The organism is Streptomyces sp. WAC07094 (assembly GCF_036320405.1).
GTDB lineage: Bacteria > Actinomycetota > Actinomycetes > Streptomycetales > Streptomycetaceae > Streptomyces > Streptomyces lannensis.
Genome location: NZ_JAVMJZ010000001.1, coordinates 2,662,643 through 2,683,412 on the forward strand (window position 1 = coordinate 2,662,643; position 20,770 = coordinate 2,683,412).

The window sequence follows — 20,770 nt, forward strand, 5'->3', positions numbered from 1 at the left end:
GTACGGACGCTGTCTGAGAGGTCTCTTAATGATCGTCGCGGGCGTCCTGCGCGCGTGCCGCCCGCCACTCGGGCGCGAGCACCGACCACACCTCGGTGTCCTGGCGTACTCCGCGGTGGAGGAACCTCTGCCGCAGCACGCCGTCACGACTCATGCCCAGCCGTCGCGCCACATTGATGCTCGGAATGTTGGCGGACGACGCGTACCACTCCACACGCTGGATGCCGCGCTCGTCAATCGCCCAGTCGATGAGCACCCGCATCGCGCGTGTCACCAGACCCCGCCCGGTCCCGGCGGGCTCCAGCCAGCAGCCGACCTCGCAGGTGCCGCCCGCCGCGTCGAAGACGCGGAAGAGCACGCCCCCGACCAGCTTCCCCTCCAGCCACAGCCCGTGCAGGCTTCCCCCGTCGGCGGCACGCTTGTCGGCGTACGACTGCAGGATCTCCCCGGCGGAGCCCACGTCCGTGGCGGCCGCCCCGAACGGGATGTGCTCGGTGACGAAGTCCCGCCCGCGGTCCAGGTGCGCCAGGAACTCCTCGGCGTGCCACGGTTCCAGCGGACGCAGTTCGGCCCCGTCGTCACCCAGGGATATCGCGTACATCCTCGTGCTGCTCCTTCGCCCCCACGTGCGCCGGTACGGCCTCGCCGGCGCGCTGCTCCGGAATCGTCGCACGGCACTCAGCCGGCTCGATGCACAGGCGTGGCAGCCTGCGCTCGAGCCAGGTCGGCAGCCACCAGTTGGCACTGCCGAGCAGATGCATCAGGGCGGGGACGAGAAGGGTGCGCAGTACGAAGGCGTCGAGGGCGACGGCCGAGGCGAGCCCGATGCCGAACATGGCGATCACACGGTCGCCGCTGAGCACGAAGGCCAGGAAGACGGAGATCATGATGACGGCCGCCGAGTTGATCACCCGGCCGGTCTCGGCGAGACCCACCCGCACCGCGCGCCGGTTGTCGCCCGTCTCCAGCCACTCCTCGTACATGCGGCTGACCAGGAACACCTGGTAGTCCATGGAGAGCCCGAAGAGCACCGAGACCATGATCACGGGGAGGAAGGGCTCGATCGGCCCGGCCCGGCCCAGTCCGAGCAGTTCGCTCCCCCAGCCCCACTGGAAGATCGCGACGACCACGCCGAACGCGGCGGCGACGGCGGCCACGTTCATCACGGCGGCCTTCAGCGGGATGGCGAGGGACCGGAAGGCGAGCAGGAGCAGCACACAGCCGAGGCCGATCACCACACCCACGAAGAGCGGCAGCTTTCCGACGATCACATTCGCGAAGTCGTCGTAGACGGCCGTGATGCCGCCGACGTGCACGTCGAGGTCCGTGCCCTGCTCGGCACGCGGCAGCACCTCGGAGCGCAGCCGTTTCACCAGCTCACTGGTCTGCTGCGACTGCGGGGCGGAGTCCGGTACGACGGTGAGGTAGGCCGTGTCGCCGCCGCTGTTGTACGTCGCCGGGGTCACCGAGGCGACACCCGGGGTGGCCTCGAGGGCGCTGTCCAGATTGTCGAGCGCGAGCTTGTCCTCGGCGCCTCGCACCTGCGTGACCAGGGTGAGCGGGCCGTTGACGCCGGGCCCGAAGCCCTCCGCCATGAGGTCGTAGGCCTGCCGGGTGGTCGAAGCCTTGGGGTCGTTGCCCTGGTCGGAGGTGCCGAGGTGGAGGGAGAGCGTGGGCAGCGCGAGCAGGGCCATCACGGCCAGGGCGACGACGCCGAGCTTCTTCGGGTGGCGTTCGACGAACGCGGACCAGCGGGCGGAGAGCCCGGTCGCCACCTCGGGCCCCGGCCCGTGCTCCTGCAGCCTGCGCCGCTCACGCCTGCTGAGGGCGCGCGGGCCGATGAAGGACAGCAGCGCGGGCAGCAGGGTCACCGAGGCGGCGACGGTGAGCAGGACGGTCAGGCTGGCGGCGATCGCGACGCCGTTGAGGAACCCGAGGCGCAGGATCAGCATGCCGAGGAGCGCGATGCACACGGTCGCACCCGCGAAGACCACGGCCCGCCCTGTGGTGGCGACGGCGCCCGCCGCGGCCTCGTCCGCCGGGACACCGCGCTTCAGGCTGCGCCGGTGCCTGGTCACGATGAACAGCGCGTAGTCGATGCCGACGCCGAGCCCGATCAGCATGCCGAGCATGGGCGCGAAGTCGGCGACGGTCATCGCGTGCCCGAGCAGTCCGATGCCCGCGTACGCGGTGCCGACCCCGGTCAGGGCGGTGGCGATGGGCAACAGGGAGGCGGCCGGTGATCCGAAGGCGAGGAAGAGCACCAGTGCGGCGACGGCAACACCGACGATCTCGGCGAGATGCCCGCCCTTGGCCTCGGTCGCCCCGACGGCGCTGCCGCCCAGCTCGACCTTGAGGCCGTCGGTCTCGGCGGACTCGGCCGCGTCGACCACGGCCTTGGCCTCGCCCTTGCCGATGTCCTCGGCCGACCGCTCGAAGGTGATGGTGGCGTACGCCATGCGGCCGTCCCGGCTGATCTGGTCGCTGTGGCCGTCCTTGTAGGGACTGGTGACGGCGGCGACGCCGGGGAGGTCCGCGATGTGGTCCAGGGTGCGGGTCATCGTCTGCTCGACGTCGGCGGCACGCACACCCTCGGCACCGGTCTGCCAGACGACGGTGTCGCTGTCGCCACCGAGACCGGGGAAGCCCCGCTCGAGCAGCCCGGCGGCGCGATGGGACTCGGTGCCGGGGATTCCGTAGTCACTCGAGTACGCGGTGCCCGCGACGGTGGACGCCGTGGTGACACCGGCGAGGGCGACCAGCCAGAGCACAACGGTGACGAGACGGTGGCGTACACACCAGCGTGCGAGGTCTGCCAACGGACGTGCTCCCTGGGAGTGATTCGTGGATCTTTGTCCGGGAAAAGTCGTCGATGAACCGAACAGCCCGGAAAGAACGAATGAGCAATCTCCATCACTCTGGCAGCAGCAGGAGATCGTTTGTCGCTTTCGTGGGCTTCGTCACAAGGCGGCAAACGATTCAAGGGAACAATCTGCGCGGTTTCCTTGCTATATAAGGTTTCGGTAAGCGACACAGGGGCGGTCCATCTCAGAGATGGACCGCCCCTGTGAGCGCTTCTGCGGCTGGTATCAGCCCTCGCCGACGCCCAGCTTCGCCAGGATCAGCTCCTTGACGCGCGCGGCGTCGGCCTGCCCGCGGGTGGCCTTCATGACGGCGCCGACCAGGGCACCGGCCGCCGCGACCTTGCCACCGCGGATCTTGTCAGCGATCGCCGGATTGCCCGCGATGGCCTCCTCGACCGCGGAGGTCAGGGCGCCCTCGTCGGAGACGACCTTCAGACCGCGCTTGTCGACGACCTCGTCCGGCGTGCCCTCGCCCGCGAGCACACCCTCGATGACCTGGCGGGCGAGCTTGTCGTTCAGATCGCCGGAGGCCACCAGCTCGGAGACTCGGGCGACCTGCTCCGGCGAGATCGACAGCTCCTCCAACGTCGTGCCGGCCTCGTTCGCATGCCGGGCGAGCTCGCCCATCCACCACTTGCGGGCGGAAGCCGCGTCGGCGCCCGCCCCGATGGTGGCGACGATCGAGTCGAGCGCACCGGCGTTGAGGATCGCCTGCATCTCCGTGGCGGAGATGCCCCACTCCTCGAGCAGCCGGGTGCGGCGCACGAGAGGCAACTCCGGCAGCGTCCCGCGCAGCTCCTGCACCCACTCGCGCGGGGGCGCGACGGGCACCAGGTCCGGCTCGGGGAAGTACCGGTAGTCCTCGGCCTCCTCCTTGGTACGGCCCGAGGTCGTCGTGCCGGTGTCCTCGTGGAAGTGGCGGGTCTCCTGGATCACCTTGCCGCCGCCGTCGAGCACCGCGGCATGCCGCTGGACCTCGAAACGGGCGGCGCGCTCGACGGAACGCAGCGAGTTGACGTTCTTCGTCTCGGAGCGGGTGCCGAACTTCTCGGAGCCCTTCGGCATCAGCGACAGGTTCACGTCGCAGCGCATCTGGCCCATCTCCATCCGGGCCTCGGAGACGCCGAGGGCCCGGATGAGCTCGCGCAGCTCGCGGACGTACGCCTTCGCCACCTCGGGCGCACGCTCGCCCGCTCCGACGATCGGCTTGGTGACGATCTCGATCAGCGGGATGCCGGCGCGGTTGTAGTCCAGCAGGGAGTGGTCGGCGCCGTGGATGCGGCCCGTGGCACCGCCGACGTGCGTCGACTTGCCGGTGTCCTCCTCCATGTGGGCGCGCTCGATCTCCACACGGAAGGTCTCGCCGTCCTCCAGCTGCACGTCGAGGTAGCCGTTGAAGGCGATCGGCTCGTCGTACTGGGAGGTCTGGAAGTTCTTCGGCATGTCCGGATAGAAGTAGTTCTTCCGGGCGAAGCGGCACCACTCGGCGATCTCGCAGTTCAGCGCGAGACCGATCCGGATCGCGGACTCCACGCCGATCGTGTTCACGACGGGGAGCGCGCCGGGCATGCCGAGACAGGTGGGGCAGGTCTGCGAGTTCGGCTCGGCGCCGAGCGCCGTGGAGCAGCCGCAGAACATCTTGGTCTTGGTGCCGAGTTCGACATGGACCTCGAGGCCCATGACGGGGTCGTACGAGGCCAGTGCGTCCTCGTACGACACCAGGTCGGTCATGGTGGTCACGGTGAAACTTCCCTCTCAGCCCAGCAGGACGTCGTCGTCGCCCAGCCGCTTCAGCTCGCGGTAGAGGATCGCGAGGCCGGTGACGATGGCGGCGGCGGACACGGCCGCGTCGATCAGGCGCAGCGTGTCGTGCTCGAGGCGGGCCTTCTTGGCCTGCTTCGCGACACCGAACGCGCCGAACGCGGTGGTGGCCATGGACAGGTACATACCGGACTTGGACTTCTTGAAGCCCTTGGCCTTGGACAGTGCCGTACTCACAGCGACGGAGCCTCCTCGAGAAGCGGGTGCCCCCACTTTTCCACGAAGGCGGCCTCGACGGCGGCGCCGACCTTGTAGAGGCGTTCGTCCTTCGTCGCCGGGGCGATGATCTGCAGGCCCACCGGGAGGTTGTCCTCCGGCGCGAGACCGCAGGGCAGCGACATGGCGGCGTTGCCCGCCAGGTTGACCGGGATGGTGCACAGGTCGGCCAGGTACATCGCCATCGGGTCGTCGGCGCGCTCGCCGATCGCGAAGGCGGTCGTCGGGGTCGTCGGCGACACGATCACGTCGACCTGTTCGAAGGCCTTCTCGAAGTCCCGGGTGATGAGCGTACGGACCTTCTGCGCGGACCCGTAGTACGCGTCGTAGTAGCCGGAGCTCAGGGCGTAGGTGCCGAGCATGACCCGGCGCTTGACCTCGGGGCCGAAGCCCTCCGCACGCGTGATGGAGGTGACCTCCTCCGCGGAACGCGTGCCGTCGTCGCCGACGCGCAGCCCGTAGCGCAGACCGTCGAAGCGCGCCAGGTTGCTGGAGCACTCACTCGGTGCGATCAGGTAGTACGCGGCCAGCGCCAGGTCGAAGGACGGGCAGTCCAGCTCGACGATCTCGGCGCCCAGCTCCTTGAGCAGGGCGACGGACTCGTCGAAGCGCTGGATGACACCGGCCTGGTAGCCCTCACCGCGGAACTGCTTGACGACACCGACGCGCATGCCCCGGACGGTGCCGTTGCGCGCGGCCTCGACGACCGGCGGCACCGGGGCGTCGATGGAGGTGGAGTCGAGCGGGTCGTGCCCGCCGATGACCTCGTGCAGAAGGGCGGCGTCCAGGACCGTACGGGCGCAGGGTCCGCCCTGGTCGAGGCTGCTGCTGAAGGCGACCATCCCGTACCGGGAGACCCCGCCGTACGTCGGCTTGACGCCGACCGTGCCGGTGACGGAGGCGGGCTGGCGGATGGAACCGCCGGTGTCCGTGCCGATGGCCAGGGGGGCTTGGAAGGAGGCGAGCGCGGCGCTGGAGCCGCCGCCGGAGCCGCCGGGGATGCGGGTGAGGTCCCAGGGGTTGCCGGTCGGGCCGTAGGCGCTGTTCTCCGTCGACGACCCCATGGCGAACTCGTCCATGTTGGTCTTGCCGAGAATGACGACGTCGGCGTCCTTCAGCTTCCTGGTGACGGTCGCGTCGTACGGCGGGATCCAGCCCTCGAGGATCTTGGACCCGACGGTCGTGGGCACGCCCTTGGTGGTGAAGATGTCCTTGAGCGCGAGCGGCACACCCGCGAGCGGGCCGAGCTTCTCGCCCCGCGCCCGCTTCTCGTCGACGGCGCGGGCCTGCGCCAGCGCGCCCTCGCGGTCCACGTGCAGGAAGGCGTGCACCTTCTCGTCGACGGCCTCGATCCGGGCGAGGTGGGCCTCGGTGACCTCGACGGCGGTCAGCTCGCCGGAGGCGACCTTCTCGGCGGTCTCGGCGGCGGTGAGCCGGATGATGCTGTTCTTGTCCGTCATGACGGTCTACTCCTCCCCCAGGATCTGCGGCACCTTGAAACGCTGCTGCTCCTGGGCCGGGGCGCCGGACAGCGCCTGCTCGGGGGTGAGCGACGGACGGACCTCGTCCGGGCGCATGACGTTCGTCAGCGGCAGCGGGTGAGAGGTCGGCGGTACGTCTTGGTCGGCGACCTCGCTGACGCGGGCGACCGCGCCGATGATGTCGTCGAGCTGGCCTGCGAAGTGGTCGAGCTCTTCGGGCTTCAGCTCCAGACGCGCCAGCCGGGCGAGGTGGGCGACCTCCTCGCGCGTGATGCCAGGCATGCAGCGATCCTCTGGGGTGAGAGTGTGTGGTTTGGGCCCAATCCTATGGCGCCGGTCCCAGTGCCCGCGCCTGGGTTTGCCCGTGGCCCTCCGTGCCGAGGGTCCGGTTCCGCCCGGGGCGGGACCGGCTACTCGTCACCCGTCGCCGCGGGAAGGGCCGCTCGGGGCCGCCGCCAGCCCCGCGCGCCGCGCGCCAGCAGCCATGCCGTGGTCTCCTCGGCCGGCATCGCGGCGGCGACCAGCCAGCCCTGGACAGCGTCGCACCCCAGGTCACGCAGCCGCTCCCACGTCTCGTCGTCCTCGACGCCCTCGGCGATGACGAGCAGACCCAGCGAGTGGGCGAGGTCGACCGTGCAGCGCACGATCTCGGCGTCCTCGGCGTCCACCGCCAGCCGTGCCACGAACGAGCGGTCGATCTTCAGCTCGCTGACGGGCAGCCGCCGCAGATGCACCAGCGACGAGTAGCCGGTGCCGAAGTCGTCCAGCGACATCTTCACCCCGTGCCCGGCCAGCGCGGCCAGGGTGTCCGCGGCCCGCTGCGGGTCCTCGAGGAGCACGTGTTCCGTTATCTCCAGCTGCAGGGCCCCCGCGGGCACCCCGTGCCGCGCCAGCCGGGCGGCGACCGCGCCGGCGAAACCGGGGGTGTGGACGTCCCGCGGCGAGACGTTGACGGCGACCGGGACCTGGAGCCCCTGCGCACGCCACCGCGCCACCTGCCCGAGAGCCGTCTCCAGCACGTACTCCGTCAGATGGGGCATCAGCCCCGACGACTCCGCTATCGCGATGAACTCGTCCGGAGACACCCTGCCCCGCTCGGGATGCACCCACCGCACCAGCGCCTCGAGCCCGGCGACATGCCCGTCGAAGCGCACCTTCGGCTGGTAGTGCAGCTGCACCTCGTGCGCGTCCAGCGCACGCCGCAGATCTCCGAGCAGCCCGAGCCGGTCCGGGGTGTTCGAGTCCCGCTTGGACTCGTAGACCTCCACACCGGTGCGGTCCCGCTTCGCCTGGTACATCGCCACGTCGGCACGGCGCAGCAGGCCCTCCGCGTCGAGCGCGTGATCGGGGAAGACGGCGACCCCGGCGCTGGCCTCCAGGACGAGCGTGAGCCCGTCGAGATCGAGCGGCGAGCTGAGCGCCGCGACCAGATTGCGGGCCGCCCGCGATGCCGACGTGGTGGAGTCCGCGACGGGCAGTAACACGGCGAACTCGTCTCCGCCGAGCCGCGCGGCCTCCGCCCCGCGCGGCAGTGCCAGCCGCAGCCGCTCCGCTATCTGCAGAAGCAGCCGGTCGCCGGCGAGATGCCCCAGTGTGTCGTTCACCGACCGGAAGCGGTCGAGGTCTATGAGCATCAGCGCGGCGCGGGCCCCGAGCCGCTCGGCGTCGTCGAGCGCGGTCCAGGTGCGCGCCAGCAGCCACTGCCGGTTCGGCAGCCCGGTCAGAGGATCGCGCAACTGCTCCTCCGCGCGGGCGCGGGCTATCCACAGGGTGGAGTCCAGCGCCACGAGCGGTATGGCGAACAGCGGCAGCAGCATCGGGAGCGCCACGGCCACCACGCAGATGAGCGGCGCGATGCCGAGCAGCGCGACGGCCACGAGGCCCTGGCGGACCAGCGCCGGGCGGGCGAAGGCGGGCAGTTCGTCGATGTGCGGCGCCTGCAGGTACCGGAGCAGCAGCCGGGTCACCGCCAGGTACGCGGTGGCGACGAGGAGGACCTCGGGCAGGGCGTAGGCCGTCCAGTTCTGCGGGTCCCAGGGCGTCTCGACGGTCGGCACGCTGCCGAAGAGGGCCAGAACGAGTGCTCCGGCGCCCAGGCCGAGGATGTCGACAGCGCCCTGCAGGATGCCCTGACGCCAGCGGCCCGGCCGGGCGATGCCGACCAGCACGACCACCGTGAGGCTCACCAGCCCGGCGGGCACCCAGCCGTACAGCAGCAGGACGGCCAGTGTCAGGGCGGCGCCGGAGCCCGTGCCTCCCCACCAGCGGGCGCGTCCGAGCGCCACCAGGTGGCCCACGATGAGGCCGGTGAGCACGGCGAGCGACCAGCCGACCGTGCCGTCCGGGAAGAGCGCGTGGTGTCCGTCGAACGCGTGATAGAAGCCGGCCCCGAGGACGAGGCCGGCGGCGGCGATGATCACGACGGGCAGCGCGGGCCGGGACCCGTGCTGCTCGCCGTCCTGGTCGTGCAGTCCGTGCAGTCCCACCACGTGCGCCGCGATCGGCGGTACCGCTCCCGCGGAGGCACCCGGCCCCAGTCCCGCGCCGGGGAGGAGCCCCGGCACGGCGCTCGACGGGTGCGTCCCCGCGCGCCCCGACGGCCTCGCTGCCCGGCGGCCGGCCCGCCAGGTGCCGGCTATCCGGCACAGGGGCAGCCGTGAGTCCGGAGCGGCGCTCTCGGTCGGTTCCATTCCCGTCCCTCTCACAGCCGGCGGTGCCCACGCCACGCGGTCCGAGGCCCGACGAACCGTCAGGACCACCGCGTCCGAAAACCCACCACGCCTCCGGGCACGGCAGGCGCGCACCTCAACAGTAGGCCGCAGAAGGCTTCCACGGGCAGCGGTCGTCGACGGTTGCCCGAATGCGACCCGGCCACCCGTATGCATCTGGTATGCGCCGAACGGGTGACCTTGGGCCGCTACTCCTCGGTCGGAAGCGCGACTTCTGCCGCCGCTTCCGGTCCTTGCTCCAACAGGACGCCGAAACCGGCCTCGTCTAGCACGGGGACCTTCACCTGCACGGCCTTGTCGTACTTCGATCCGGGATTCTCGCCCACGACGACGAACGACGTCTTCTTGGAGACGGAACCGGTCACCTTCGCCCCGCGGCTCTGCAGGGCGTCCTTGGCCCCGTCGCGGGTGAAGTGCTCCAGGGTGCCGGTGACGACGACCGTGAGCCCTTCCAGGGGGCGCGGACCCTCGTCCTCCGCGGAGCCCTCCTCCTCCGTGCGGACGCCGGCGGCCTTCCACTTGCGGAGGATTTCGCGGTGCCAGTCCTCGGTGAACCACTGCTTGAGGGAGGCGGCGATGATGGGCCCGACCCCGTCGGTACCGGCCAGCTCCTCCTCGCTCGCCTGCTCGATGCGCTCGATCGAACGGAATTCGCGGGCCAGCGCCTCGGCGGCCACCGGGCCGACATGACGGATCGACAGTCCGGTGAGGACCCGGGCGAGCGGGCGTTCCTTGGCCGCCGCGATGTTCTCCAGCATGGCGACGGCGTTCTTCCTGGGCTCGCCCTGCTGGTTGGCGAAGACCGTGGCGACCTTCTCCTCGCCTGTCTTCGGGTCCCGCTTGGGCAGACCGCTGTCCTGGTCGAGGACGTAGGCCTTGATGGGTAGCAGCTGCTCGACGGTGAGGTCGAAGAGGTCGCCCTCGTCCTTCAGCGGCGGCTCGGACGGCTCGAGCGGCTTGGTGAGGGCCGCGGCGGCCACGTACCCGAAGTGCTCGATGTCCAGCGCCTTGCGCCCCGCGAGGTAGAACAGGCGCTCGCGCAGCTGGGCCGGGCACGCACGTGCGTTCGGGCAGCGGAGGTCGACGTCGCCCTCCTTCATCGGCCGCAGCGGTGTGCCGCACTCGGGGCACTCGGACGGCATCACGAACTCCCGCTCCGTGCCGTCGCGCAGATCGACGACCGGACCGAGGATCTCCGGGATGACGTCACCGGCCTTGCGCAGCACCACCGTGTCCCCGATGAGCACCCCCTTGGCCTTGACGACGTCCTGGTTGTGCAGGGTGGCGAACTCGACCTCGGAGCCCGCGACGGTCACCGGCTCGACCTGCGCGTACGGCGTGACCCTGCCCGTACGGCCCACACCCACGCGGATGTTGATGAGCCTGGTGTTGACCTCCTCGGGCGCGTACTTGTACGCGATCGCCCAGCGGGGGGCGCGGGAGGTGGAGCCGAGCCGGCCCTGGAGCGGGATCTCGTCGAGTTTGACGACGACTCCGTCGATCTCGTGCTCCACCGAGTGGCGGTTCTCGCCGAAGTAGGCGACGAACTCCCGTACGCCGTCGAGGTCGTCGACCACCTTGTTGTACTTGGCGGTGGGCAGGCCCCAGGAGTGCAGCAGGTCGTACGCCTCGGAGAGACGGCCGAGGCCGTCCTGGAAGCCCTCCAGCGCACCGATGCCGTGCACCACCATGTGCAGCGGGCGGGTGGCCGTGATGCGCGGGTCCTTCTGGCGCAGCGAACCGGCCGCCGCGTTGCGCGGGTTGGCGAAGGGCTTGTCACCGCCCTCCACCAGGCGGGCGTTCAGCTCCTCGAACTTCTCCATCGGGAAGTAGACCTCGCCCCGGATCTCCACGAGGTCGGGGACGCGGTCGCCGTCCAGGCGGTCCGGAATCTCCGCGATCGTACGGACATTGGGGGTGATGTCCTCGCCGGTGCGGCCGTCGCCCCGGGTCGCCGCCCGGACCAGACGGCCGTGCTCATAGGTGAGGTTGACCGCGAGGCCGTCGACCTTCAGCTCGCACAGGAAGTGGTACGCGGAGGTGCCGACCTCCTTGGCGACGCGATCCGCCCAGGCGGCCAGCTCCGCATCGTCGAACGCGTTGTCGAGGGAGAGCATGCGCTCCCGGTGCTGGACGGCCGTGAACTCGGTCGCGTACGCGCCGGCGACCTTCTGGGTCGGCGAGTCGGGCGTGCGCAGATCGGGATACTCCTCCTCCAGCGCCTCCAGGGAGCGCAGGAGCCGGTCGAACTCCGCGTCGCTGACGACGGGGGCGTCCTTCACGTAGTACCGGAAGCGGTGTTCCTCGACCTGCTCAGCGATCTGCGCGTGCTGCTCCCGCGCCTCGGCGGGCGCCGTGGTCTCCGCTTGCTTGTCGCCGGCCACCGTGTTGTCCTCCCGTTACTCTGGGTTGTCCGCGAGGGATCTCGCCGCCCGGACGCAGTGGGCGAGCGCCTTGCGGGCGAAGTCCGGGGACGCGCCCGCCAGGCCGCACGTCGGCGTGAGCGTGACCGCCTCCGCGAGAAGCCCCGGATTCAGCCCCAGCCTGCGCCACAACGTCCTGACACCCATGACGCTACCGGCAGGGTCCGACAACGGGGCGTCCGTGCTGGCCACCACCCCGGCGAAGAGCCTGGTGCCCCCTTCCACCGCCTCTCCGATCGCGTCGTCGTCACGCTCGGTGAGCAGCGAGAAGTCGAAGGAGACGGCCGCCGCGCCCGCCCTGCGCAGCAGCGCGAACGGAACGTCCGGCGCGCACGAGTGGACCACGACCGGCCCGTCCGCGTGAACCCCGACGACGTCCCGCAGCGCGGCCTCGACGACCTGCCGGTCGACGGCCCGATGGGTCCGGTAGCCGCTGGCCGTCCTGACCTGCCCGCGCAGGACGGAGGTGAGCGAGGGCTCGTCCAGTTGCAGCACGATCCGTGCGCCGGGGATGCGCCGGCGCACCTCGTCGAGGTGCAGCCGCAGCCCCTCGCCGAGCGATCCGGCGAGATCACGGCACGCCCCGGCGTCGGAGAGCGCGACCTCGCCGTTCCTCAGCTCCAGCGCGGCGGCGAGCGTCCAGGGGCCCACCGCCTGCACCTTCAGCGGCCCCTCGTAGTCCTGGGTGAACTCCTCCAGCGCGTCGAGGTCCTCACCGAGCCAGGAGCGTGCCCGCCTGCTGTCCCGCCCCGGCCGGTCGGAGATTCGCCAGCCGCTCGGTTCCACGCGCGCGTACAGGTCGACGAGCATCCCCGCGGTCCGTCCGATCATGTCGGCGCCGGGCCCGCGGGCCGGAAGCTCGGGAAGGAACGGGAAGTCCTCGAAGCTCCCGGTGACGGTCTTGGCCGCCTCCCGCGCGTCCTCTCCGGGCATGGACCCGACACCGGTGGCGGCACCGAACCTGAACTCGCTGTTTTCACTCACCCCGGAAGACTACGGAACCCGTCGGCGCGGTCAGCGCCCCGGCCGTACCGTCAGGTCGTTGACCTCCGCGTCCCTCGGCAGATCCAGGCACATCAGGATCGTCGTCGCCACCGACTCGGGGTCGATCCACTGCGACGGGTCGTACTCCTTGCCCTCCTGCTGGTGGACCTTGGCCTGCATCGGGCCCGCCGTACGGCCGGGATAAACCGAGGTGACCCGGACGCCATGGGCGTGTTCCTCCTCGCGCAGCGCGTCCGCGAGTGCCTTCAGGCCGTGCTTGGAGGCGGCGTACGCGGACCACTGCGCATGGGCGCTCAGACCGGCCCCGGAGTTCACGAACACCACATGGCCGCGCGCGGCGCGCAGCTGCGGCAGGAAGTGGCGGGTCAGCTCGGCGGGTGCGACCAGGTTGACGTCGAGCTGGTGGTGCCAGGACTTCGGGGTCAGTTCGTCCACCCGGCCCAGGTCGACCACCCCGGCGATGTGCAGCAGGGAGTCCACCCGGTCCGGGAGGGTCTGGTGGGAGAAGGCCCAGGACAGCCTGTCCGGCTCCGCGAGATCGCCCACCAGGGTCTTCGCCCCCGGGAACTCCGCCGCCAGCTCCTTCGCGCGTCCCGCGTCGCGCACGTGCAGCACGAGGTCGTCCCCGCGCGCGTGCAGACGGCGGGCCACGGCCGCGCCGATGCCGGAGCCCGCTCCGGTGATCACATGTGTAGCCATGTCCGCCATGCTCGCACCCCGGTGCTAGCGGATTCCGATCGACTCCTCCAGATACGCCAGCGCCCCCACCGGCTCCTCCGCGAAGAACACGAGTTCCGTGAGCGGTCGCGGCAGGAAGCCCTCGTCCTCCATGCGGCGGAACTGCTCCTTGAGACCGTCGTAGAAGCCGGCCGTGTTCAGCAGGACCACCGGCTTGTCGGTGTGCCCGTGCTTCTTCAGCTCCAGGATCTCGGTGGCCTCGTCGAGCGTCCCGGTCCCACCGACCATGATCACGACCGCGTCGGCCTTCTCCAGGAGCAGCCGCTTGCGTTCGGCGAGATCCTTCGCGATCACCATCTCGTCGGCGCCCGCCCTGGCCTTGGCCGCCAGGAATCCGACGGAGACACCCACCAGCCGGCCGCCCGTCTCCTGCACACCGTCCGCGACCACCTTCATGAGACCCGTGTCGGAACCTCCCCACACCAGGGCGTGGCCGCCCTTGCCGAGCAGTTCCCCGAACTGACGTGCGGGTCCCGTGTACCGGTCGGCGAGGTCGGCGGCGGAGAGGAAGACGCAGATGTTCATGCCGTAACGGTACGCGGGAAGAATCGGCGGCCGGCGGGCGCTGTTCGGATATGGCCGAAGGACACACGATCACCATCGAGCAAGGCGACCGGCATGTGCGCGCGGTGCACGGCGGGCAGGTGCTCGCGGAGAGCGACCGGGCCCTCGTACTGCACGAGACCGGCTGTCCCCCGCGGTACTACATCCCCGCCGAGGACGTACGCCTGGACCTGCTGACGCCTTCCGAGACGCACACCGTCTGCCCCTTCAAGGGCACCGCGTCCTACTGGTCCCTGCCGGACGCGGCGGACCTGGTGTGGGCGTACCCCGACCCCAAGTCCGACGTCGCGAGGATCAAGGACCACCTCTGCTTCTACGAAGTAGAGGTGTCGTGAGCGATTAACGCGGTCGTCTGCGGCAGTCTCACGGGTATGGACAAGCAGACGATCTCACGCGACGGAACCCGCATCGCATACCGACGCACCGGGCAGGGCCCGGCGGTCGTCCTCGTGAGCGGCGCGATGTCCACGGGCGCCACGGTGGCGCCCCTGGCCGCGCATCTCTCGGACCGTTTCGACGTCTTCGTGTACGACCGCAGGGGCCGCGGCGACAGCGGCGACACACGGCCGTACGAGGTGGCGCGGGAGGTCGAGGACCTCGCCGCGCTCATCGAGGCGGCGGGCGGCGAGACGGCGCTGTACGGCATCTCGTCGGGCGGCGCGCTGGTGCTCGAGGCCGCGGCGAGCGGTGTGCCGGTGCGGCGGGCGGCCGTGTACGAGACGCCCTTCGCCGACTACGGCGGCGGCGCCGAGGAGCGCGCGAAGTACACGGGACAGCTCACCGAGGCGCTCGAGCATGATCGGCGCGGTGACGCGGTGGAGCTCTTCCTCCGGCTCACCGGGCTGGCCCCCGGGATGATCGCGAACGCCCGCCGGTCCCCGATGTGGGCCGACATGGAGGCGATCGCCCCGACCCTCGCCTACGACGACGCCGTGATGGGCGACGGGCTGGTGCCCCGGGACCGGCTGGCCGGGATCACCGTCCCCGTCCTGGCCGTCGCCGGCTCCGCGAGTCCCGAGTGGCTGCGCCGCGCGACGAAGTCGGTCGCGGACGCGGCGCCCGAGGGCACGTACCACGTGCTGGAGGGCCAGAACCACATGGTGGAACCGCAGGTGCTCGCACCGGTGCTGGCCGAGTTCTTCTCCCGTTAGGGCGGGCGCTCAGGCCACCGCGCTCGATGCGCGGGTGGTGGACGCGATCGTCGCCGAACCCACCACACGTGTGCCGTCGTACAGGACGACGGCCTGGCCGGGGGCGACGCCCCGGACCGGCTCGACGAAGTCGACCCTGAGTTCGCCGTCGACGAGTTCCGCGACGACCTCGCTCTCGCCGCCGTGGGCGCGCAACTGGGCGGTGTAGGAGGCGGAGCCGACCGGTGCGGCGCCGCACCAGCGCGGCTTGACCGCCGTCAGGCCGTCGACGTCGAGGGAGGACGCCGGGCCGACCGTGACGGTGTTGTCCACCGGGGAGATGTCAAGGACGTAGCGCGGCTTGCCGTCGGGGGCGGGGGTGCCGATCCTGAGGCCCTTGCGCTGGCCGATCGTGAAGCCGTAGGCGCCGTCGTGCGTGCCCAGCCTGGCACCGGACTCGTCGACGATGTCGCCCTCGGACGTGCCGAGCCGCCGGGCGAGGAACCCCTGGGTGTCGCCGTCCGCGATGAAGCAGATGTCGTGCGAGTCGGGCTTCCTGGCGACCGCGAGGCCGCGGCGCTCGGCCTCCGCGCGGATCTCGTCCTTGGTGGTGACGGTGTCCCCGAGGGGGAACATCGCGTGGGCCAGCTGCCGGTCGTCGAGGACCCCGAGGACGTACGACTGGTCCTTCGCCATGTCGGAGGCCCGGTGCAACTCGCGTGTGCCGTCCTCGAGGGTGACGACCTTGGCGTAGTGACCCGTGCAGACCGCGTCGAAGCCGAGGGCGAGCGCCTTGTCGAGCAGCGCGGCGAACTTGATCTTCTCGTTGCAGCGCAGGCACGGGTTCGGGGTGCGCCCGGCCTCGTACTCGGCGATGAAGTCCTCGACCACGTCCTCGCGGAACCGGTCGGCGAGGTCCCAGACATAGAACGGGATGCCGATGACGTCCGCGGCGCGCCGGGCGTCGCGCGAGTCCTCGATGGTGCAACAGCCGCGCGCACCCGTGCGGAAGGACTGCGGGTTCGCGGACAGCGCGAGGTGGACACCGGTGACGTCATGGCCCGCTTCGGCGGCGCGGGCGGCGGCGACGGCGGAGTCGACCCCGCCGGACATGGCGGCGAGGACGCGGAGGGGGCGCTGCGGGGTCTCAGTCATAGCCCTTCAAGAGTACGGGCCCGCAGGGAACCGGAGCGCGTGAGTATCCGTTGACGATCACATGGGGGACGGCAGGACGGGGAAGGACGGCGACCGGCGGCTCGGGCGCCGGGCGCTCATCGTCGGAGGCGCCGCGGCAGCGGTGGGCACGGCCGCGCTGGCGCGGGATGAGCTGTCGCATCTGTGGTGGCGGCTGCCCGGCGTCGAGAAGCCCCGTGTCGAGGGCGCGGTGGACTTCCGCGGAGCCAGGTGGGTGGCGGCCTCGCCGGCGAACCTGCGGCGTGCCGACCGGCCCGACGACTACGTCATTGACCGCGTGATCATCCACGTCACCCAGGGCGGTTACCGCAGCGCGGTACGGGCCTTCCAGAACGCGGGACACGGTGCGGCGGCGCACTACATCGTGCGCAGGGACGGCGGTGTCACGCAGATGATCCGCGAACTGGACGTGGCGTTCCACGCGGGCAACCGGGCGTACAACGAGCGCAGCGTCGGCATCGAGCACGAGGGGTTCGTGGAGGACGCCTCCTCGTTCACGGACGCCATGTACGAGGCGTCCGCGCGGCTCACGGCGGCGATATGCGGGCGCTACGGCATGGCCGTGGACCGGGAGCACGTCATCGGGCACGTGCAGGTGCCGGGCACGGACCACACGGATCCGGGCCCGCACTGGGACTGGGGCCGCTACATGGGGCTCGTACGGCGGGCGCGGACGGCTCGGGCGTAGCGGCGGAGCAGTCGGCCAAGGATGTGACACACATCACACCTCACAGATACTGCGGGCGGCCTTCTCGAAACATGGGTCCGAAGCGTCCCACGCTTCACACATGACCTGATGAACGTCGAATGGGCTTCATTTCAGCGGGAGTCGGGACGTACAGCCGCGCACCGGCCGGTGAGGGCCCGCACGGCGTCCGTCCGACTCGACCCCACGCCTTGCACCACCCCCGGGTCAAGCGCCGTGCACCGTGACCCGCGCCACAGCCTCCGCCCTCAGGTCAGCCCCGCGGTGCGGGCACGCTCCACCGCGGGTCCGATCGCCTTGGCGACCGCCTCCACATCGGCCTCCGTGGACGTGTGTCCGAGGGAGAAGCGCAGGGTGCCGCGGGCGAGGTCCGGAGCGGCGCCGGTGGCGAGCAGCACATGGCTCGGCTGGGCGACCCCGGCGGTGCAGGCGGAGCCGGTGGAGCACTCGATGCCCTGTGCGTCCAGCAGCAGGAGCAGGGAGTCGCCCTCGCAGCCGGGGAACGTGAAGTGGGCGTTGGCCGGGAGCCGGTGCACCGGGTCGCCTCCCAGGATCGCGTCCGGGACGGCCGAACGGACCGCCGCGATCAGGCCGTCGCGCAGGGCGCCGATCTCACGGGCGAACCACTCACGCTGCTCGGCGGCGAGCCTTCCGGCCACGGCGAAGGAGGCGATGGCCGGTACATCGAGGGTGCCGGAGCGCACATGCCGCTCCTGTCCGCCGCCGTGCAGGACCGGGACGGGGCTGTACTGACGGCCGAGGATCAGCGCGCCGATCCCGTACGGGCCGCCGATCTTGTGGCCCGATACGGTCATCGCGGCAAGACCGGAGGCCTCGAAGTCCACCGGGACCTGGCCGAACGCCTGTACCGCGTCGGAGTGCACCGGGATGCCGAACTCCGTCGCGACCCCGACGAGTTCGCGGACCGGCATGACGGTGCCGATCTCGTTGTTGGCCCACATGACCGTGACGAGCGCGACGTCCTCGGGGTTGCGGGCGATGGCCTCGCGCAGCACCTCCGGCCGGACGCGGCCGTAGGAGTCGACGGGCAGGTATTCGATCGTTGCGCCCTCGTGCTCGCCCAGCCAGTGCACCGCGTCGAGGACGGCATGGTGTTCGACGGGGCTGGAGAGCACGCGTGTACGAGCCGGGTCGGCGTCGCGGCGGGACCAGTACAGGCCCTTCACCGCGAGGTTGTCGGCCTCGGTGCCGCCCGAGGTGAAGACGACCTCGCTCGGACGGGCGCCCAGCGCCTCGGCCAGGGTTTCGCGCGCCTCCTCGACGGTTCGTCTCGCACGGCGGCCGGATGCGTGCAGCGAGGAGGCGTTGCCGGTGATGCCGAGTTGCGCGGTCAGTGCCTCGACCGCCTCGGGGAGCATCGGAGTGGTCGCGGCGTGGTCGAGGTAAGCCATGGTGGGCCTGATTCTACGGGCCCGCCCTGCACGGCCCGCGCCCCGGAGCCCCCTGTGCGGCTGCCGGCGGTCGGCCCGTCGTCCACGGGTCCGGCCGTCGGCGGGCGGGCCGCCGCCTACAGGCTCCAGGACACGGTGTGGTCCAGCTGCATTGCGGTCACGAGGACCACCAGGTCCGCGACGCCCAGGCCCAGACCCAGGAGCGCCCGGCCCCGGCGTGCGGTGCCGCGCCACAGCGCCACGGCGGCCAGGGTGATCGCGATGGGGCCGAGGAGGACGTTCAGCACGAGGAGGCCGAGCAGGCCCAGGATGAAGGACGCGACGGCCATGCCGTCCGCGTCGCGGCTCCCCCCGGCGCGGGCCGGTTCGGCGCCGGCCCCGGTGTGTGCGGTTCGTACGGCGGTGAGATGCATGATGCGTCGACTCCCGACGGTCGGTTCGTGTGCGCGGGTCAGTGGGCGGACGTCTGCCGCCTGCGCCCGTGCCGCTCGCGGATCGCGAAGACCACGAGCCACACGGCGATCACGCCTGCGGCGACGAGGGTGACGGGGAGCGGGGTGTGGGCCACGGTTCCCATGACCATGCCCAGCAGTAGGAGTGCGGCGACGAGGAACAGCATCGGATCCCCTCCGGTATGCCTCTCATGACAGTTCGGTGAACGATTGTCGTTACAGTTGTTCACTGACTATGGAGTCTAGCGCGCCGGACGGCTTTGCAATTCCGGAGAACAGTTGTTAACTGCATGGCATGAGTCACACCCTCGGCATCCGGCAGGCCCAGAAGCAGAAGACCCGGCAGGCGCTCCTGGACGCGGCCCTGGGGCTGCTGGAGGAGCAGAGCCTGAGCAGCCTGGGCCTGCGTGAGGTCACCCGCGCCGTCGGTGTCGCTCCGACCGCCTTCTACCGGCACTTCCGGTCGACCGCGGACCTCGGCGTGGAACTGGTCGAGGAGGCGCTCGGCAGCCTCCACCCGATGATCGGGTCCACGGTGTACGCGACCGGCGACGGCGACGAACGCATCACCCGCGCCGTCGATCTGATCGCCCGCCATGTCGACGCGTACCCCGCCCATGTGCGCTTCATCGCACGTGAGCGGCACGGCGGCGTCCAGCCGGTCCGGGAGGCGATCCGCCGTCAACTGGCCCGGTTCGCCGAAGAGGTGAAGGTGGCGCTGACCGGCCGACGCGAGTCCGCCGGGTGGAGCGACGAGGACCTGCTGATGCTCGCGGGTCTGTACGTCGACCAGATGCTGATGACCGCCTCCCAGTTCCTGGAGGCGATGGAGGGCCCCGCCGAGGAGCGTGAGCGGGTGGCCCGAACGGCGGCACAGCGGCTGCGGCTCGTCGGCATCGGCCGCCACCACTGGCAGGACTGACCGGCGCGGCCCAGGTCCGGCCCGCGCGGGACGCCACCACCGGCAGGACCGACCGGCGCCCACGACACCACCGGCGCCCGAGATGCGGCCCGCGCGAGGCCGTCCGGACCCGCGCGCCCGACCGTCGGCGCACGACGCGCAGCACAAGGCGCACCCTCGGGGTGCGGCTCCCACTCCGGCCGGGGAGGCCGGACGGGGCTCAGGACGTGAGCCGGACCCGTGCCAGCTGCCGGGACTGCGCGACCAGGCGGTCCGCGCTGTCCCAGACCTCGGCGTCCTCCTCCAGGAATCCGCCGGCGAGATTGCGCGTGGTGATCGACACCCTGAGCGGACCCGGCGCCGGGCGGCACCGCACGTGCACGGTCAGCTCGACGGTCGGGACCCAGCCGGAGATCCCGAGCTCGAAGGCGGTGGGCGGCAGGGCGTCCACCGCGAGCAGCAGGGACAGCGGGTCCGCGTCGCGGCCGTCGGCCAGCCCGAACCACCCCCTCATCTCACCCTTCCCGGACGGTGAGCCGAGCGCCCAGCCGAGGGTCGCGGGATCGAGCCGGAGCTTGAGCCGGTCGGTGATGGCCGAGCTGCCGGAGACCGGCGCGGGACCGTCCTCGGGACCGAAGCACCGGTCCGGTGGCGGGATGGCGGGCGGCTTCGCGCTCGTGCGGACGTCGTCGGGCAGGGAGTCCAGATCGCCGTACGAGGCGAGGACGCGGATCCGCTCGACCTCGCGGCCCTCGTCGTCGTACTGGAAGAGCGACGCCTGGCCGGTGGAGAGGGTGCGGCCGGTGCGGACGACGTCCGTGCGGATCACGGCGGGTCCCGGCCGGGAGGCGGTGAGGTAGTGCGCGGAGACGGTGAACGGGTCGCGGTGCGGCAGCGCGTCCCCGAGGGCGCGGCCCAGTACGGCCAGCAGATAGCCGCCGTTGACGGCGTTGATGATCGTCCAGCCGGCGGAGAGGTCGATCCCGTAGACGCCGGGTTCCCGGAGGGTGACCGCGGTGTCCCGGTCGAACTCACTGTCGCCGATCGTGGCGCGCGCGGCCTGCGCGGTAGCTGCTTCTGCCATGCCTGAACGGTACAACAAGTAATTACTAAGCAGTAGCTTTTCCCGTTGCG

20 protein-coding genes are annotated in these 20,770 nt (G+C 71.1%); 4 read left to right on the forward strand and 16 right to left on the reverse strand.

The genetic code is table 11. The features are described 5' to 3' along the window. Positions 1-25: 25 nt before the first annotated feature. The 11 genes from RCR19_RS11590 to RCR19_RS11640 all read right to left on the reverse strand — a co-directional run bounded on the left by RCR19_RS11590 (position 26) and on the right by RCR19_RS11640 (position 13,802). Positions 26-601, reverse strand: coding sequence for a GNAT family protein (locus RCR19_RS11590; RefSeq protein WP_331265059.1), 576 nt, complete (start codon positions 599-601; stop codon positions 26-28). After that, on the reverse strand, positions 579-2,819 hold the full coding sequence (locus tag RCR19_RS11595; RefSeq protein ID WP_331265060.1) for an MMPL family transporter: 2,241 nt from the start codon (positions 2,817-2,819) through the stop codon (positions 579-581). Before RCR19_RS11595 ends, RCR19_RS11590 begins: the two co-directional genes overlap by 23 nt. A 270-nt stretch (positions 2,820-3,089) precedes the next feature. Continuing rightward, positions 3,090-4,604, reverse strand: a complete 1,515-nt coding sequence (gene gatB / locus RCR19_RS11600; RefSeq protein ID WP_331265061.1) for an Asp-tRNA(Asn)/Glu-tRNA(Gln) amidotransferase subunit GatB — start codon at positions 4,602-4,604, stop codon at positions 3,090-3,092. A gap of 15 nt (positions 4,605-4,619) precedes the next feature. Continuing rightward, a complete protein-coding gene (locus RCR19_RS11605; RefSeq protein ID WP_059128952.1) occupies positions 4,620-4,862 on the reverse strand; it encodes a hypothetical protein in 243 nt (80 codons plus the stop codon). Next, entirely contained in the window at positions 4,859-6,361 is a 1,503-nt protein-coding gene (gene gatA, locus RCR19_RS11610; protein WP_331265062.1) for an Asp-tRNA(Asn)/Glu-tRNA(Gln) amidotransferase subunit GatA, read from the reverse strand. Before gatA ends, RCR19_RS11605 begins: the two co-directional genes overlap by 4 nt. Positions 6,362-6,367: 6 nt before the next feature. Further along, entirely contained in the window at positions 6,368-6,664 is a 297-nt protein-coding gene (gene gatC, locus RCR19_RS11615) for an Asp-tRNA(Asn)/Glu-tRNA(Gln) amidotransferase subunit GatC (protein ID WP_004925108.1), read from the reverse strand. A gap of 128 nt (positions 6,665-6,792) precedes the next feature. Further along, a complete protein-coding gene (locus RCR19_RS11620) occupies positions 6,793-9,072 on the reverse strand; it encodes a bifunctional diguanylate cyclase/phosphodiesterase (protein WP_331265063.1) in 2,280 nt (759 codons plus the stop codon). A 227-nt stretch (positions 9,073-9,299) separates the two neighbouring features. Continuing rightward, the gene (gene ligA, locus RCR19_RS11625; protein ID WP_331265064.1) at positions 9,300-11,495 is read right to left on the reverse strand and encodes an NAD-dependent DNA ligase LigA; all 2,196 of its coding nucleotides are present in this window, start codon (positions 11,493-11,495) and stop codon (positions 9,300-9,302) included. 15 nt (positions 11,496-11,510) lie between these two features. Continuing rightward, the gene (locus RCR19_RS11630) at positions 11,511-12,518 is read right to left on the reverse strand and encodes a methionine synthase (RefSeq protein WP_331265065.1); all 1,008 of its coding nucleotides are present in this window, start codon (positions 12,516-12,518) and stop codon (positions 11,511-11,513) included. Positions 12,519-12,548: 30 nt separating this feature from the next. After that, entirely contained in the window at positions 12,549-13,247 is a 699-nt protein-coding gene (locus RCR19_RS11635; protein ID WP_331265066.1) for an SDR family oxidoreductase, read from the reverse strand. A 15-nt stretch (positions 13,248-13,262) separates the two neighbouring features. Then, complete coding sequence (locus RCR19_RS11640; protein WP_331265067.1) at positions 13,263-13,802, reverse strand: TIGR00730 family Rossman fold protein; 540 nt, start codon at positions 13,800-13,802, stop codon at positions 13,263-13,265. A 50-nt stretch (positions 13,803-13,852) separates the two neighbouring features. On the opposite strand from RCR19_RS11640, the gene RCR19_RS11645 reads away from it, so the two are divergent. Both RCR19_RS11645 and RCR19_RS11650 read left to right on the forward strand, forming a co-directional pair. After that, the gene (locus RCR19_RS11645) at positions 13,853-14,176 is read left to right on the forward strand and encodes a DUF427 domain-containing protein (RefSeq protein WP_331265068.1); all 324 of its coding nucleotides are present in this window, start codon (positions 13,853-13,855) and stop codon (positions 14,174-14,176) included. 36 nt (positions 14,177-14,212) lie between these two features. Continuing rightward, positions 14,213-14,992: an alpha/beta hydrolase gene (locus RCR19_RS11650; protein WP_331265069.1), complete on the forward strand. Its 780-nt coding sequence runs from the start codon at positions 14,213-14,215 to the stop codon at positions 14,990-14,992. A gap of 9 nt (positions 14,993-15,001) precedes the next feature. On the opposite strand, the gene mnmA is transcribed toward RCR19_RS11650, so the two are convergent. Further along, on the reverse strand, positions 15,002-16,126 hold the full coding sequence (gene mnmA / locus RCR19_RS11655) for a tRNA 2-thiouridine(34) synthase MnmA (RefSeq protein ID WP_331265070.1): 1,125 nt from the start codon (positions 16,124-16,126) through the stop codon (positions 15,002-15,004). A gap of 61 nt (positions 16,127-16,187) precedes the next feature. Between mnmA and RCR19_RS11660 the strand changes: the two genes are divergently transcribed. Further along, entirely contained in the window at positions 16,188-16,853 is a 666-nt protein-coding gene (locus RCR19_RS11660; protein WP_331265071.1) for an N-acetylmuramoyl-L-alanine amidase, read from the forward strand. Positions 16,854-17,119: 266 nt separating this feature from the next. Here the strand turns inward: RCR19_RS11660 and RCR19_RS11665 are convergent, their stop codons facing one another. From RCR19_RS11665 to RCR19_RS11675, 3 genes are all read right to left on the reverse strand, one after another. After that, positions 17,120-18,283, reverse strand: a complete 1,164-nt coding sequence (locus RCR19_RS11665) for a cysteine desulfurase family protein (protein ID WP_331265072.1) — start codon at positions 18,281-18,283, stop codon at positions 17,120-17,122. Between the two features lie 116 nt (positions 18,284-18,399). Continuing rightward, entirely contained in the window at positions 18,400-18,696 is a 297-nt protein-coding gene (locus tag RCR19_RS11670; RefSeq protein ID WP_331265073.1) for a DUF4190 domain-containing protein, read from the reverse strand. A 38-nt stretch (positions 18,697-18,734) separates the two neighbouring features. Beyond that, on the reverse strand, positions 18,735-18,902 hold the full coding sequence (locus RCR19_RS11675; protein ID WP_199839179.1) for a hypothetical protein: 168 nt from the start codon (positions 18,900-18,902) through the stop codon (positions 18,735-18,737). A gap of 128 nt (positions 18,903-19,030) precedes the next feature. Between RCR19_RS11675 and RCR19_RS11680 the strand changes: the two genes are divergently transcribed. After that, on the forward strand, positions 19,031-19,657 hold the full coding sequence (locus tag RCR19_RS11680) for a TetR family transcriptional regulator (RefSeq protein ID WP_331265074.1): 627 nt from the start codon (positions 19,031-19,033) through the stop codon (positions 19,655-19,657). Between the two features lie 199 nt (positions 19,658-19,856). Here the strand turns inward: RCR19_RS11680 and RCR19_RS11685 are convergent, their stop codons facing one another. Next, a complete protein-coding gene (locus tag RCR19_RS11685; RefSeq protein WP_331265075.1) occupies positions 19,857-20,720 on the reverse strand; it encodes a thioesterase family protein in 864 nt (287 codons plus the stop codon). Between the last annotated feature and the right edge of the window lie 50 nt (positions 20,721-20,770).

Coding starts and splice junctions, on each gene's coding strand:
- RCR19_RS11685 (WP_331265075.1), bottom strand. CDS start 20,720: ATGGCAGAAGCAGCTACCGCGCAGGCCGCGCGCGCCACGATCGGCGAC.
- RCR19_RS11645 (WP_331265068.1), top strand. CDS start 13,853: ATGGCCGAAGGACACACGATCACCATCGAGCAAGGCGACCGGCATGTG.
- RCR19_RS11650 (WP_331265069.1), top strand. CDS start 14,213: ATGGACAAGCAGACGATCTCACGCGACGGAACCCGCATCGCATACCGA.
- RCR19_RS11665 (WP_331265072.1), bottom strand. CDS start 18,283: ATGGCTTACCTCGACCACGCCGCGACCACTCCGATGCTCCCCGAGGCG.
- RCR19_RS11675 (WP_199839179.1), bottom strand. CDS start 18,902: ATGCTGTTCCTCGTCGCCGCACTCCTACTGCTGGGCATGGTCATGGGA.
- RCR19_RS11640 (WP_331265067.1), bottom strand. CDS start 13,802: ATGAACATCTGCGTCTTCCTCTCCGCCGCCGACCTCGCCGACCGGTAC.
- RCR19_RS11660 (WP_331265071.1), top strand. CDS start 16,188: ATGGGGGACGGCAGGACGGGGAAGGACGGCGACCGGCGGCTCGGGCGC.
- RCR19_RS11635 (WP_331265066.1), bottom strand. CDS start 13,247: ATGGCGGACATGGCTACACATGTGATCACCGGAGCGGGCTCCGGCATC.
- mnmA (WP_331265070.1), bottom strand. CDS start 16,126: ATGACTGAGACCCCGCAGCGCCCCCTCCGCGTCCTCGCCGCCATGTCC.
- gatC (WP_004925108.1), bottom strand. CDS start 6,664: ATGCCTGGCATCACGCGCGAGGAGGTCGCCCACCTCGCCCGGCTGGCG.
- RCR19_RS11680 (WP_331265074.1), top strand. CDS start 19,031: ATGAGTCACACCCTCGGCATCCGGCAGGCCCAGAAGCAGAAGACCCGG.
- RCR19_RS11590 (WP_331265059.1), bottom strand. CDS start 601: ATGTACGCGATATCCCTGGGTGACGACGGGGCCGAACTGCGTCCGCTG.
- gatA (WP_331265062.1), bottom strand. CDS start 6,361: ATGACGGACAAGAACAGCATCATCCGGCTCACCGCCGCCGAGACCGCC.
- RCR19_RS11670 (WP_331265073.1), bottom strand. CDS start 18,696: ATGCATCTCACCGCCGTACGAACCGCACACACCGGGGCCGGCGCCGAA.
- RCR19_RS11620 (WP_331265063.1), bottom strand. CDS start 9,072: ATGGAACCGACCGAGAGCGCCGCTCCGGACTCACGGCTGCCCCTGTGC.